The sequence below is a fragment of the Alteromonas sp. Mac1 genome (genome assembly GCF_001562125.1).
In the GTDB taxonomy this organism is placed as follows: Bacteria; Pseudomonadota; Gammaproteobacteria; order Enterobacterales; family Alteromonadaceae; genus Alteromonas; species Alteromonas stellipolaris.
The window spans coordinates 908,115-922,330 of record NZ_CP013932.1 but is presented as its reverse complement, the minus strand read 5'-3'; the positions used below and the strand labels follow the sequence as shown (position 1 = coordinate 922,330).

The window sequence follows — 14,216 nt, the reverse complement described above, 5'->3', positions numbered from 1 at the left end:
CCTTAGCTTCAATGAATGACGAAAGTAAATTAGTCTTCAAGACCTACAGTTACCCAGCCTAGCGTCCAGTTAGCTTCGCCATCGAATGCACCTTTATAATCAGTGCTATCGAAGAAGCTATCTAGCGTAGACGCATCAAAACCAGAACCAAGTAACGCTGAATCACTGCTTGGCACATAGCCGGTTGCATCATCGAAGCTTAGTGCATCAATATCCGCAACAACGGTGTTACCGTCTTGTGATTCAAACCACTCTTGGGTTGTTGCCGTGCCAATCACGTCAGAACCAAATGCGCTTGTAGACTCACAAGCCACAGTAGAATGGGTAACAGTAAGCGAAGCATTTGCTGCGTTTGCAATTGATTCGTCACCGTTAACACGTAGGCAGTTGCTGTAGTCAGCGCCACCAGTTACTACTAAGTTTTTAATGGTTCCTGCTGTACCGTTGCGAAGACGTACGCCGTTGGTATCTGTAGAACCAATGATGGTTACGTTAGATACAGTAGGCGTAGTAAGTGGCGTCCAAGTAGGGTTATCTTCGTTATTGTCAGCTTCAAATGCATTGTCGCCGCCGTTAAGACCCTGTTTGATAAGTACGTACTGTGCCTTACCTGTCCAACCGAAAGACCAATCTAGTGAGTCATCACCAATTGCAGTTAGTACTAGGTGACTAACGTTTACCGAGCCACCGAAGAACTCAACACCATCGTCTAAGTTTTCGTGAACTTGGATGAAGTCAACTTCAGTACCACTACCGACACCTGCAAATGAGATACCGTTTAGTTCATCACCTGCTGCAAGTGCTTTACCTGCATGTTTAACGATAACATAGCGGAAAGTACCTGAGCTATCTTCTGCGTCAGCGCCGCCATATAGGCCAGCATCACCTTCAGCAGACACACCACAGGCTGCTAATTCAGCATCTGAGGTTGCATCGTCGTCACCTGTGTTACACAAGTTAGTTGGCGCATTACCTAAGATAACTAGGCCACCCCATTGACCGATAGTCGTTTCGCCACCTGTCATATCTTCAGATGAAGTGAACGTGATAGGTAATGTTGCTGTACCAGACGCTTCCATTTTGGAACCGCGGCGTACAACTAAGAAATCGTCGCCATCTTCACCAAATACGGTCGTACCGCGTTGGATATAAAGCGTGGCACTATCAGCATTATCGTTACCTACGGCAGTGCGGCCTTTAATTAACCAGTGAGCATCATTGGTTAAAGAAACGTCTGCGGTAAAGGTAGTATCAGCAGCAAGTTGATACACTGGCTTATCAGTAATCGCAGCAAAGCTGCTTGAAACGTCAGTGGCTAGGCCTTGCTCAAATGCATTAGTCACATCAGAAGGAATTGAATCGTTAACAGCAACAGTCCAACCATCCATCCAGTTATTTTCACCGTCGAACGCACCGATGTAGTCAGTTGACGTGAAGAAATCACTGTCAGCAGACATATCAACGCCAGCGCCAAGCAAAGGAGAACCTGAGCGAGGTGTGAAGCCATCAGTAGAAAGCATCAATGCGTCAGCCGTTTGTACACTGTTCCCAGTTTGGCCGGTAAACCAATCTTGTGTTGAACCACCGCTGATTTCATCAGAACCGAAGTTGTCATCTGTCTCACAGGCAACTATTGAGTTTTCAACTGAAAGCGCACCAGACTCTGCATTCGCGATAGATTCAGCGCCATTAACACGTAGGCAGTTTGAATAGCCTTCACCCGCAGTAACGACTAAGTTACGTACTGCACCAGCGGTACCGTTACGTAAACGCACACCGTTTGTGCCATCTGCACCAACGATAGTTACGTTCGAGATAGTTGGGCTAGTAAGCGGCAACCATGCAGGGTTATCTTCGTTGTTATCCGCTTCAATAGCGTTATCACCACCTGCAGCCGATTGCTGGATATAAACGTTTTGTGCGTTACCAGTCCAACCAAATGACCAATCAAGTGAGTCATCGCCGATATCAGTCAACACAATGTTACGAACGCTTACTGTTCCACCGAAGAATTCAACACCGTCATCTAGGTTTTGGTGAACTTGGATAAATTCAACTTCAGTACCAGAGCCGATACCCGCAAATGAGATACCGTTGAGTTCGTCACCTGCCGCTAATGCGCGACCTGCATGCTTAACAACGATATAGCGAAGTGTACCTGAATTATCTTCAGCATCTGCACCACCGTAAAGGCCTGCGTCACCTTCAGCTGCTACACCACATGCCGCTAACTCAGCATCTGAAGTATCTGAGTCATCACCCGTGTTACATAGGTTTGTAGGTGCGTTACCAAGTAAAACTAGACCGCCCCATTGGCCGATTGACGTTTCTTGACCTGTTAAGTCTTGAACCGACGTAAAAGTGATTGGTGCGTTAGCCGTACCTTCAGCTTGAATCTGAGAGCCACGACGCACTACTAAAAAGTCATCGCCTTCTTCACCGAAAACGGTTGTGCCTTGTTCAATGTAAAGTACCGCGTTGTCTGCGTTATCGTTACCAACAGCTAAACGACCTTTAATTAACCAATAAGCATCGTTAGTTAACGTTACATCATTGGTTAGTGTTGTATCTTCAGCAAGTTCATAAACTGGCTTGTCAGTTAATTCAGGGAAGTTAGCTGAAACATCTGTCGCAAGACCTTGCTCGAAAGCAGTCTGAATATCAGTTGGGAATCCACCGTTTACACCAACCGTCCAACCGGTCGTCCAATCTTCTCCCGCTGGGTCAAATGCGCCGATGTAATTTCCACTGTTGGCTAAAGGCGATGCAGAAGTTGGGAAATAACCGTTATCTTCAAATAAAAGTTCAGAAGGCGTTAATACGCTATTACCTGTTTGACCTTCAAACCAAGCTTGCGTAGATTCGCCACCAATATCATCAGAACCAAAGTTATTTGCTGGTGTTTCACACGCAACAACAGAGTTAGTTATCGCTAGCTCGCCAGACTCTGCATTCGCAATAGACTCGTCGCCATTTACGCGCAGACAGTTAGCCGCTAATGTAGAGCCGGTAACGACTACATTAGATAGCACCCCTGCTGTACCGTTACGTAAACGTACGCCGTTAGTACCGTCGGCACTTACAATGGTTACGTTAGAAACAGTTGGCTTGGTAAGTGGTAACCATGAAGGATTATCTTCATTGTTATCCGCTTCAATAGCGTTGTCGCCACCGTCTGCAGATTGCTGAATGTAAACGTTAGTTGCACTACCCGTCCAGCCGAAAGACCAATCGAGTGAATCATCACCAATGTCAGTAAGTACAACATTACTTACACTAACCGTACCACCGAAAAATTCGATTCCGTCATCAAGGTTTTGATGAACTTGAATGTGATTAACTGTTGTTTCAGAACCGATACCCGCAAATGAAATACCGTTTAGTTCATCACCAGAAGCCAATGCTTTACCAGCATGCTTTACAACAACGTATTCAAGCGTACCTGAGTTATCTTCCGCGTTGTTGCCGCCATATAGGCCTGCATCACCTTCCGCTGAAACACCACAAGAAGCCAATTCATCGTCAGAAGTTTGGTCATCGTCACCTGTGTTACAAAGGTTAGTTGGTGCATTACCTAGCAATACCACACCACCCCATTGGCCAATTGATGTCTCTTCACCAGTAACGTCTTGGATAGACGTCATTATGATTGGCGCTGAAGATGAACCAGACGCTTCGATTTGTGAGCCACGGCGTACGACTAAAAAGTCATCACCGTCTTCACCGATAACGGTTGTACCTTCTTCAATCGTCAGTACTGTTGAATCAGCATTGTCGTTACCTACTGCCGTACGACCTTTGATGATCCAGTGAGCATCATTTGTTAACGTCATGTCTTGGGTTAACACTAAATCGTCGTTTAAGCGATAGACAGGCTTATCGGTAATTGTAGAGAATTCGCTTGAGGCGTCAGTCGCCAAGCCTAATGAAAATGGCGTATCAACATCAGGGGTCGTTGGCGTAGTTGGGGTCGTTGGCGTGGTTGGAGTCGTTGGCGTTACAACAACTTCGTCACCTTCGTTAATATTTATATCGCCACCGCAACCTGCAAGAACAAGTGCTGTGGTAATAGCACTGATCTTAAAAACATTACGAATTTCCATTAAATTCTCCAGTTAGATCTTAGTTTGAATTTCAAAGTCCGGTAGAGGTTAAATGAGAAGGGTGACATTTTTGTTACAAATGTGGATTCACACTGAAATTTTTGGAACTTTTATAAAATCAGTTGATAGCTTAAATTTTGTCTTGTTTTTTATGTTGTTAGCGAGAGATTGAAGGGGCGAACCGGGTGGTTATATTGACAAATGGACTAATTTTTATCTCGAAACCACTTAGTTATGACGTTTTTATTACCAGCCGTTACAGGCTCAGCATAATGAAGCGTATTGAAGTTAGGCACCCCTGTGTTCGTCAGATTATTCCATAGGAGTGCTGTGCCTCGATGGGGTTTTACCGATACACCTATTTTTGTAAAATAAGTATGGCCTCCTTCCATGCCATCATCTAAGTAAACCATGCAAGTCCATGTTCGTTGACCTCGCCGCTTTGCGTGTTCTAAATATTGCGGCGTACCTGGGGGAAAGAAATCAAAATGCGGTTTAAAGTATTGACCCTGCTCATAATGCTGAGCTTGTATAACTTCTTTTTCTCCTATGCCCAAGCCTAAAAAATTGACGATGCGGCTATCTATTGAGGTAACTAGTGCGCTGTCCATAAAGGCGAGTTCGCAAGTTGACGATGTTCTGATCCCTTTTGCAGAGGGCGCCCCTGTCAGTTTTGAGGGCGAAAGCTTGCTAGAAGAAAGGTCGATTACAGCATGGCACTCTTCTGCCGATAAAAAGTCATCTACACGGTAAAGCTGAACTTCCTTTTCATCGCACAAACAGGTCACATTATTAATTGAAGGCTGATGTAAAAATGCGGGCGTTGCGAGCTTGCGATAAAACTCTACATCTCGGTCGAAAACATAGTTTGAAGGTAAATTACGGCCTAAAAGCCGACGAACTGTATCTGCATCAAACCCATTTAGCGTTAACTGCTCTGTAATCACGGGAAGTGCTGTGCTTGCGAGAAGGTTTTTAACTACCCAATTTTTCCAGCGTGATGAAACATGCTCCACGGTTATTCACCTGTTTGATACAAATTAATCGACCAACCTACGCTGCCTTAAGAGCATATCTTCCCGAATAGGAAAGTAGCCATCCCGGGATACTTGCTCTTGCCCTTGCTCAGATAAAATATAGCGCAAGAACTCTTTTTCCAGTGTAGGTAAAGGTTCGCCAGGTTTTTTGTTTATGACTAAATACAAGAAACGGGAAAACGGGTAAGACTCACTGCGCACGTTATCTATGGTAAGTGGCACTAACGAATCTATGGTCTCACCTAACGGTAACGCCCGAACCCCTGCGGTTTTATATCCGTAGGCGGCATATCCCATCGCCCCTTTTCCTGAAGCAACAGAAAGTACCACTGAAGCCGACCCCGGCTGCTCGTTAACTGTATTTCTAAAATCTCCGTCACACATGGCAATCATTTTAAATAAACCGTAGGTTCCTGATACCGAGTTTCGTCCGTACAAACGAATTGGGGCGCGATATCCGTTGGCATCAATGCCTAACTCTGACCATTTATTAATTGGCCCATCTCCTCCGCAAAATTGCGTTTGAGAGAAAATAGAATCGACTTGATTTAGGGTAAGCCCTTGCAACGGATTCCTGCGTTCAACAAAGATAGCAATGGCATCCATCGCGACTTTAAGGACTAAAGGCGGGTAACCGTGCTTGCGAGTAAAATCGCGAATCTCGCTAGGTTTTAATTCTCGGCTCATTGGGCCGATAGTGGCTGTACCTTCAATGAGCGCAGGAGGCGCAGTAGAAGAACCAGAAGCTTGAATTTGAAAACCCACCTGCGGATAGAGGGCTTTGAATTCTTGTGACCAAAAAGTCATTAGATTTGCGAGTGTGTCTGAACCTACCGAAGTGATTTTTCCCGCCACCCCAGGTTGACGTTCGTAGTCTAACTCGTGGGTAGTTTCAGCGCCTAGCGTGCCTGAAACAAGAAGCAAAACGGCCACATTGCACAAGGCGATGAATTGCTTTATTCGCATTTAAATTTGCTCCGCAATTAACTCTTTATCTAGCACAAAGGAAAACTGACTGCCCTCCCCCAAGGTGCTAGCAATGTCTAAACGAGAATTATGGTGGCTAAGTACGTGCTTCACAATCGACAACCCCAACCCTGAACCACCGGTTTTGCGTGACCGTGCTTTATCTACTCGATAAAAACGTTCTGTGAGTCGATTCAGGTGATTAGATTCAATACCATCACCATTATCGTGCACCGCGAACTTTGCGCCTTCCTCATCATGCCGCCAATATACATGAATTTCACCACCAGGTGGAGTGTAGTGCACCGCATTAAATACTAAGTTAGAACAAGCACTTCGCAGCTCGGTTTCAACTCCAAAGACCTTAAGGTCGGTATCAATATGAAATTCAATATGATGCTGTTTTTCTTTATTCAGCGCTTGGGCTTCTCGCTCTATCTGAGACAGTACCGTGGGAATATTTACCACATTTTCGTAAATCCGTTCCGAGCTGGCTTCAATGCGAGACAACACCAATAAATCTTCAATCAAATTTTGCATACGGTGAGTTTGCGCAGTCATCTCCTTCATGGCTTTTTGCATAAAAGGATCTGCGGTTTCATCCACCGGCAAAATTTCTAAATAGCCATTGATAACCGTGAGAGGCGTTCGTAGTTCATGTGACACATTGGCGACAAAATCTTTACGCATGGCCTCTAACTGAGAAACGCGAGTAATATCTCGCGCAATCAATAACAGGTGCTCGTCGCCATAAGGCATAACCCGATATTCAAAGGTTTTATGCGGGTTGGTTGGCGATGGTACTTCAATAGGATATTTGAAATTTCCAGCATGAAAATACTGAATGAATTCTGGGTGTCGTAGTAAATTATCGAGCCTTCTGCCCGCATCTTGTGGCCACTTTAAGCCCAGATCCAACCGTGCTAAGCGGTTACACCAAATAATACATGCCTTAGAATCTACTACTACCGCAGCGTCGGGGAGTGCCTCAGAACCTTCCCGAAAGCGTTTTACTAACTCCCCAAGCTCTTTACGTTTATTTCTGTTTCTGCGCTGCAGGTAATAAATACCCTCGTAAATATGCTCCCACACCCCACGCACTGTAGGCGGTGACATCTTACGGCTATGCCATAACCAGCGGTTAAGCTTGTATAAATGCCAATAGTTGAAAATGAGCAGCAAAGTGGCGCCAATGGCTACGGCAAATAACATGTCATTCATGTACCAACCGATTAGCGCAAATACCAGAAGGTATAGCACTAGTCGAAGCGTACTTCTCAGCCATGAGAACGGGTAATACATAGTGAATGCGCCCTGAAACAGTGAAACGCGGAGAGCGAAGAGACGCTAATAGCGTCTCTTATCCGCTGGGAATTTAGAGTTTGGTAGAGAAACGGTAACCGGCTCCACGCACGGTTTGAATCATAGCATCATGCCCATGACGAGAGATAGCTTTACGTAAACGCCTGATATGTACATCAACCGTTCTGTCTTCCACATACACATTCGTACCCCATACATTGTCGAGTAATAGCTCACGGCTATAAACACGCTCTGGGTGGGTCATGAAGAAATGCAGTAATTTAAACTCTGTTGGCCCCATGTCTAGTGGCTCTTCATTGGCCATAACACGGTGAGACACAGGCTCAAGTTTCAAGCCATTAAATTCAATAGGCTCTTCATTTGAAGTCGGCGTTACGCGTCGCATCACCGCTTTAATTCGAGCAATAAGCTCTTTAGGTGAAAACGGTTTAGTGACGTAATCATCCGCACCCGCATCAAGGCCACGAATTTTATCTTCTTCTTCGCCTCTAGCGGTAAGCATAATCACTGGAATATCACGAGTGAACTCATGTTGCTTTAAACTCTTAGCTAATTGCACGCCGCTACCACCCGGTAGCATCCAATCAAGTAAGATTAAATCTGGGTAAGGTTCACATATTTTTTCTTGCGCTATATCGTAATCTTCGGCTTCAATAATATTAAAACCAGATTGCTCTAACACAAACTTAAGCATTTCACGGATGGGCGCTTCGTCCTCAACCACCAAAACTGTACGAGACATTATTATTTTCCTGCTCATCACAAAACGCCGCTATTATTAATGTGCACTGTGACACTTTTATTAAAACGATTACATTAATGTGTCAAGTTTTCGACAAAGATAGGTAAAATTTTCTTCATAGAGGTTGCTTGTTTATTCATACATTTACGCATATTCTTGGCAATGAAGGTCAAGTAAATTGTAGACAGAGGAATGTTGTTCAATGGCGGCGGTAAAAACGGGTTTATCAAGAAAACTGCTGACACGAGTGCTTTCTGTATACTTCATTCTTACGCTTATTGTTACCGTTGGACAGATTTTTACCGAGTATCTAAGTACCAAAGATCATGTCGAAGACGAATTACAAACTTTAAAAAATACCTTCTCAACCAGCTTAACCCGTGCCCTGTGGGAATTGAACAGCGAACAAGCTAGCTCAATAGCAGAGGGGTTATTAGAACTTCCTATTGTTGAAGGTGTACAAGTTAGGGATGAAAATGGCAATCAAATTGCCGACTTCGGTTTAAGTATTCAGCGTCCCCGCTCTCCTATCGAAGAAGAACTTATTGAAGACCACCCGGGTGGGATTTTCAGTTATAGCTTTCCATTAATATTTAAATTTTCAGGACGAGAATCGACCGTAGGCGATGTAACGCTCTACTCAAGTTTCGATACTATTTTTGGCCGTATCGAAATTGGCATCTTTTTTCTTATTGGAAATGCGTTAATAAAAACCACCTTTTTGGTGTTTCTTTTTATGACCGCGTTTCGCACCATGTTGTCCGAACCCTTGGCTGAAATAATTCATCAAATGGAAGGATTTGATCCGCTTCATCCCGATGAAAGCAAGCTTTCAGTCAAAATAAGTGACGATAATGAGTTATTGCAATTAAAAGAATCGTACAACAATGTTATCGACGATTTAATCGTATCTAATGGTAAGTTGACCAATGCTCAAAGTCAGCTATCGCATGCCAATAAAAAGCTAGACGATCAGAATCTTATTTTAGAGCAAGAAGTCGCTAAGAAAACCTCTTCGCTTTCTCAAATTATGCTTAGCCTTGAACAACAAAAAGACGAGCTTATCGCAAATCAAAGAGAGCTTCGTCAAGAGAATGAAAATAGGCAGTATATAGAAGATGAGCTTCGCAAAAAAAATTCGGAGTTAGCGAATTCAATGGGAAATTTACAACTCGCCAAAGACCAATTGGTCGAATCTGAGCGCATGGCCTCTCTTGGCGGTTTGGTAGCTGGGATTACCCATGACGTAAATACACCACTTGGCGTTGGCGTAACTGCCGCCAGCTTTTTGCAAGAGCGACTTAATAACTTAAAAACGAGTTTTGAAGAAAAAAGCCTGACTACAAAAAACATGGAAAACTTCATTAATGAAGCAGAACAAACGGCTAATCTCCTGTTAACTAACTTAAACAGAGCATCTGAGCTTATCGCAAGCTTCAAACAAGTGGCGGTAGATCAAACCAGCGAAACTGAACGAGAGATAAACCTTAACGATTACATTCGTGACATCATTAAATCACTTAAGCCAAGCTTCAAGCATAATAATCATGAAATAGTGGTTAATTGCCCTGAAGATCTTTATATTCGCTGTGCACCAGGGGCCATTGCCCAAATTGTCACAAACATGATTGTGAACTCCTTAGTGCATGGTTTTGAAGATACTAACGATGGCAAAATTACGTTAGATGTGAGCGTTGATAACAACACCATAGAAATGCGTTATCGTGACAACGGGAAAGGCTTATCTAATGACGACTTAGATAGGTTATTTGACGCCTTCTTTACGACTAAACGAGGAGAAGGTGGCAGCGGACTTGGCACACACATTATGTACAACCTTGTTACTCAGTCTTTATCTGGCCACATTGAAGCGCAAAGCAAACCTGGCGATGGCCTTCAATATACCATTCGCTTTCCTATGAAGGGTAAACCGGCTTAACAAAAAATCTCTATAACTCCCGTACTATATCCGTTGCACCGCATTCGCTAGCTTGGTACGCTTGCCCACCATTTTTAAAAGAGATAGCCTCAAATGTGGTTTAAAAATATAAAAGCCTACCAAATTACCCAGCCACTTTCCCTTGACGATGGCGACCTAGAGCGCGTCCTAAGCGAACAAGCATTCCGTCCTTGTAAGAGTCAAGATTTGGCTACGATGGGCTTTGCTTCCCCATTCTCTCAAGCTGGCAAACAAGGCACCATGTTTCAGCGCGTTGGGCAACGTTACTGGCTTACCGTTAAGAAGCAAGAAAAGTTGCTTCCTGCTGCAGTAATTAATGCCGAATTGGACGACATGGTTGCCAAAATTGAAATGGAAACCGGTTCGCCTGTCGGTAAAAAGGCGAAAGCCGATCTTAAGCAGGAAATTCAAACTCGGTTGTTGCCTCAAGCGTTTACTAAAAACACTTACACCCATGGGTTTATTTCGTTAGAAGATAACCTGGTGGCTGTTGATGCCTCTGCCGATGGCAAAGCTGAAGCCTTTTTAGCCCTAGTTCGAAAAGCCATTGGCTCACTACCGGTTGTGCCTTTAGCCCGCCACAGTTTGCAGTCTGAACTGACTCACTGGCTGACTGACTCAGCGCCAGATGGCATAGCACTACTTGAAGAAGCCGAGTTCAAATCTACAGATGATGCTGGCAGTATTATTCGCTGTAAAAACCAGCCGCTTGATAGTGATGAAATCACGATTCATTTGGATGCAGGTAAGCTGGTACAAAAAGTGGCGTTTGAATATCAAGATACCCTAACTGCAGTTATTGCTGAAGATGGCTCGTTAAAGCGTATTAAGTTTACCGATAGATTAAAAGAAGAGACTGAAGACATTCCTAAAGACCAAGTTGAAGCACGCCTAGATGCTGAATTTGCGTTAATGTCTGCAGAGCTTTGTACTTTGCTAAACTTCTTGCGTGAAACGCTCAACTTGAATGACGCTAACACCTAAACCGTGTTTAACTAGCGTGAAATTAATACGTGTTGAGCAGTGCCCCATGGGTATTGCTCAACATTTTGTTTAACTTTGCCACCCGTTAGTTACCCGCTTCACCTCTAATCACTTGCCTGCCAGCTGCCTTTACAACACCGGGTAGTGGATAATATTAATAAACCGGGTAGTGGATAATATTAATAAACTGGGTTTCCCCACTTTCATCTTTATAGCCATGCGCTTGATCGGCATCTATTAAATACTGCTCGCCGGCTTTGATGGTTTTACACTCATTACCTTGCCACAAGGTTAACCTGCCTCCAATGCAATGAATATGTTCAGTAACCCCACTTTGATGGGCCGTAGAGCGTTGCTCATGGAAGTGAGTTAGGGTAATTTCAAACACCTCAAAACCTTTGTTTACATCAAACGGAAAAAGGGTTTTCACTTGCATGTTTGGGTCGTGAATAAAGCCGTGATTAACATCGAATTCAGATTGTGCGGTTGCTGCAATAAAAGAGGAGAACGAGGCATTTAACCCTGTCGCAATTTTCCACAATGTGGCAATAGTCGGGCTTGACTCTTGCCGCTCTATTTGGCCTAACATGGCTTTAGACACACCGGTTAACGTGGCGGCTTTATCAAGAGACAAGCCCATATCACCACGCAACTGCTTTAAACGCGCAGAAATACTTAACGAAAAGTCTCCCGCCTGTAGTGCATCGCTATTGGTCTTCATCATTTACTGCTTCTTGTCACATTCTTACAAATAGAGTCGATTTAGCATTTTAATGCAAAACGCCTTGTGCGCTATAACGCACAAGTGTAGAGTTAACTTATTGCGTACGTTATAACGCACACAGTATGAAGTAGTTTAGGTTTAGGTTCAAATGGTTGGGGCAAAGATGAAATCAGAATGGCAGATTAGCCACATTTCTTCAGGATTAACGGCAGTCACCGTTGGCTATAGCAGTGCTGTTGTTATTGTTATTGATGTTGCCCGTAAAGCGGGGGCAAGCCCTGATATGGTCATCAGTTGGCTTCTCGCATTAGGTATAGGAATGGGTCTTTCCTGTATTTTCTATTCTTGGCTAATGAAAATGCCTATTGTCACCGCCTGGTCTACCCCTGGTGCGGCCTTTTTATTAGGTAGCGTGGAGCAGTACACCCTTCCTGAGAGTATTGGCGCCTTTATTATCTGCGCAGTGCTTTCGCTGGTTACCGCGCAAAGTCGCAGTTTGCTCAATCAAATAAGCCGCATTCCGGCTAGTATCTCATCGGCGCTACTGGCAGGTATTCTATTGCCTATCTGTATATCGATATTCACTGATGTAGAACAACACCCCTATATTGTTGCCAGTTTTCTGGCTATCTATCTTGTTGGAAGCCGATTTTTCCCTCGCTACCTTATGTTGTGTTTACTGGCTGTTTCTATTGTCACTAGTAGCTTCTTAAACGGTGAAATCCCGTTAACTCTCTCACTACCCACTCCCGTGTGGGTCAGCCCCGAGTTTTCAATTACCGCCGTCATTGGGCTTGCCGTTCCTTTGTACATTATTACTACCCTTTCTCAGAATTTACCCGGCATTGCGATACACCATGCCCATGGTTACCACCCCGACCATAAAAAAGTACTAAGTGGCATTGCCATATTGCAGGGGCTGCTAGCGCCATTTGGCGGGTTTACGTTCAATCTTGCGGCAATAACCGCGGCCTTGTGCATGGGGGAAGAAGCAGATAAAGATAAAAGTCAGCGTTATAAAGCGGCCATCGCCGCAGGTATTGGTTACCTATTTATGGGGCTACTTGCGTCTGTTGTGGTGGTTTTGTTCGTTTCAATGCCCCCGATTGTAGTGCATTTACTGGCAGGTCTTGCGCTGCTGGCTACCTTGCAAGCCGCCTTGGTCAAAACCGTAGAGAGCGACAAATACCGTCACGCTGCCTTGGTCACTTTTTTATGTACGGCGTCAGGCTTCAGTCTTTTATCTATCACATCAGCGGTGTGGGGCCTACTACTCGGCTTATTGTTAATGTTGGTTGAAAGTAACAAACAAAAAAGCCGAACATAAGTTCGGCTTTAGGTAGTCATGCTTGACCAGCATTATGGTAGCAAAGTGTCAGGCAAATATTTGCTTTGCGGCACTGGCAAGGTCGGCAAATTCATCAGAATGAAGTATCGCTACATCGTCAATCACATCACGCTGTATGGCTAAGTTCAAAACAGCGTCTTTTTGACTGTCCATTGCGCCAGAAACGGCCGCACCAACACGAACGAAATCTATGTAAGTAACCTGCTCAGGAATATAGCTTAAATCTTTCCAGCATTTAGCTACACTCACAAACTCTTCACCAAAGCCCCACTCTCGCATGATGCTAGCGCCAATTTGCCCAGCCAGTTTGTCGATGGCCACTTCTAAAAAGGTTGGATTCGCAAACACTTCAGGGTGTCTTTCCGCTTCAGTTAGAATGGGTAATACACCAATATTATGGGTTAACGCTGTGAGCGTCATAATATCCATACTCATTTCACGCTTTTTCGTGCGCGCGATATAAAGCTGCATTACCGCCATTGAGTTAGCCACGATATTCACCGTATTCGCCCACTCTTTTTGCAAATAGGCACTCACTACATCGTTTTTAGAAACGAACAGCTGCTCCATGGCAAGCGCAGTTGAAATATTTTTGATTTGGCGTAAACCAATGCGGGTTACCGCTTGGCTGATAGAATTTACTTTGATACTGCGCCCCATATAAGCACTGTTCGCAATTTTAATCATTCTTGCGCTTAGCGAGGGGTCTTGTCCGATAACATCACCCATTGCACTTAAGTTGATATTAGGATCGTCCGCTGACTTTCTTACTTTTAAAGCAATAGCCGGTAATGTAGGAAGTACGAGTGTGTCGTTTGTTATTTTTTCAACAAGAATTGTTGAGAGCGCATTTTGTGTAGACATATACCTACCCTTAGATATGTTTCAAATAGCCACTAAAAGGCAATGAATTTAAGATACCCGCGGTTACACTGTAATCCTTGTTTGCGAGTAAATGACCAAGTTGCAGTTGCTCAGAGACTTACTATCCTACTATACGCTACACATCTGAAAAGCATAGCTTTATGA

10 protein-coding genes are annotated in these 14,216 nt (G+C 44.1%); 3 read left to right on the top strand and 7 right to left on the bottom strand.

What is annotated here, in order from left to right; genetic code table 11:
- Window positions 1-29: 29 nt before the first annotated feature.
- The 5 genes from AV939_RS03855 to phoB form a co-directional block, all read right to left on the bottom strand.
- Window positions 30-4,103: a hypothetical protein gene (locus AV939_RS03855; protein ID WP_061997165.1), complete on the bottom strand. Its 4,074-nt coding sequence runs from the start codon at window positions 4,101-4,103 to the stop codon at window positions 30-32.
- A 206-nt stretch (window positions 4,104-4,309) separates the two neighbouring features.
- Window positions 4,310-5,119 (bottom strand): 2OG-Fe(II) oxygenase, encoded by an 810-nt coding sequence (locus tag AV939_RS03850; protein WP_061997163.1) that lies wholly within the window; start codon window positions 5,117-5,119, stop codon window positions 4,310-4,312.
- A 24-nt stretch (window positions 5,120-5,143) separates the two neighbouring features.
- Window positions 5,144-6,106 carry a PstS family phosphate ABC transporter substrate-binding protein gene (locus AV939_RS03845; RefSeq protein ID WP_057793848.1) on the bottom strand — a complete coding sequence of 321 codons (963 nt, stop codon included), beginning with the start codon at window positions 6,104-6,106 and terminating at the stop codon, window positions 5,144-5,146.
- Window positions 6,107-7,408, bottom strand: coding sequence for a phosphate regulon sensor histidine kinase PhoR (phoR, locus tag AV939_RS03840; protein ID WP_061997161.1), 1,302 nt, complete (start codon window positions 7,406-7,408; stop codon window positions 6,107-6,109).
- A gap of 73 nt (window positions 7,409-7,481) precedes the next feature.
- Window positions 7,482-8,171 carry a phosphate regulon transcriptional regulator PhoB gene (gene phoB / locus AV939_RS03835; protein ID WP_057793852.1) on the bottom strand — a complete coding sequence of 230 codons (690 nt, stop codon included), beginning with the start codon at window positions 8,169-8,171 and terminating at the stop codon, window positions 7,482-7,484.
- A 202-nt stretch (window positions 8,172-8,373) separates the two neighbouring features.
- Between phoB and AV939_RS03830 the strand changes: the two genes are divergently transcribed.
- Together AV939_RS03830 and rdgC are read left to right on the top strand one after the other, a co-directional pair.
- Window positions 8,374-10,110: a sensor histidine kinase gene (locus tag AV939_RS03830; RefSeq protein ID WP_061997159.1), complete on the top strand. Its 1,737-nt coding sequence runs from the start codon at window positions 8,374-8,376 to the stop codon at window positions 10,108-10,110.
- A gap of 93 nt (window positions 10,111-10,203) precedes the next feature.
- On the top strand, window positions 10,204-11,115 hold the full coding sequence (gene rdgC / locus AV939_RS03825; RefSeq protein ID WP_057793855.1) for a recombination-associated protein RdgC: 912 nt from the start codon (window positions 10,204-10,206) through the stop codon (window positions 11,113-11,115).
- A 154-nt stretch (window positions 11,116-11,269) separates the two neighbouring features.
- On the opposite strand, the gene AV939_RS03820 is transcribed toward rdgC, so the two are convergent.
- Window positions 11,270-11,839 carry a helix-turn-helix domain-containing protein gene (locus tag AV939_RS03820; RefSeq protein WP_061997157.1) on the bottom strand — a complete coding sequence of 190 codons (570 nt, stop codon included), beginning with the start codon at window positions 11,837-11,839 and terminating at the stop codon, window positions 11,270-11,272.
- A 163-nt stretch (window positions 11,840-12,002) separates the two neighbouring features.
- Here AV939_RS03820 and AV939_RS03815 point away from each other — a divergent pair, with 163 nt between their 5' ends.
- A complete protein-coding gene (locus tag AV939_RS03815) occupies window positions 12,003-13,166 on the top strand; it encodes a benzoate/H(+) symporter BenE family transporter (protein ID WP_061997155.1) in 1,164 nt (387 codons plus the stop codon).
- Window positions 13,167-13,214: 48 nt separating this feature from the next.
- On the opposite strand, the gene AV939_RS03810 is transcribed toward AV939_RS03815, so the two are convergent.
- Window positions 13,215-14,051: an HDOD domain-containing protein gene (locus tag AV939_RS03810; RefSeq protein ID WP_013785426.1), complete on the bottom strand. Its 837-nt coding sequence runs from the start codon at window positions 14,049-14,051 to the stop codon at window positions 13,215-13,217.
- Between the last annotated feature and the right edge of the window lie 165 nt (window positions 14,052-14,216).

Excerpts from the sequence above, each read along its gene's own strand:
- AV939_RS03845 (WP_057793848.1), bottom strand. The coding sequence starts at position 6,106 with ATGCGAATAAAGCAATTCATCGCCTTGTGCAATGTGGCCGTTTTGCTT.
- phoB (WP_057793852.1), bottom strand. The coding sequence starts at position 8,171 with ATGTCTCGTACAGTTTTGGTGGTTGAGGACGAAGCGCCCATCCGTGAA.
- AV939_RS03855 (WP_061997165.1), bottom strand. The coding sequence starts at position 4,103 with ATGGAAATTCGTAATGTTTTTAAGATCAGTGCTATTACCACAGCACTT.
- AV939_RS03830 (WP_061997159.1), top strand. The coding sequence starts at position 8,374 with ATGGCGGCGGTAAAAACGGGTTTATCAAGAAAACTGCTGACACGAGTG.
- AV939_RS03820 (WP_061997157.1), bottom strand. The coding sequence starts at position 11,839 with ATGATGAAGACCAATAGCGATGCACTACAGGCGGGAGACTTTTCGTTA.
- phoR (WP_061997161.1), bottom strand. The coding sequence starts at position 7,408 with ATGTATTACCCGTTCTCATGGCTGAGAAGTACGCTTCGACTAGTGCTA.
- rdgC (WP_057793855.1), top strand. The coding sequence starts at position 10,204 with ATGTGGTTTAAAAATATAAAAGCCTACCAAATTACCCAGCCACTTTCC.
- AV939_RS03815 (WP_061997155.1), top strand. The coding sequence starts at position 12,003 with ATGAAATCAGAATGGCAGATTAGCCACATTTCTTCAGGATTAACGGCA.
- AV939_RS03810 (WP_013785426.1), bottom strand. The coding sequence starts at position 14,051 with ATGTCTACACAAAATGCGCTCTCAACAATTCTTGTTGAAAAAATAACA.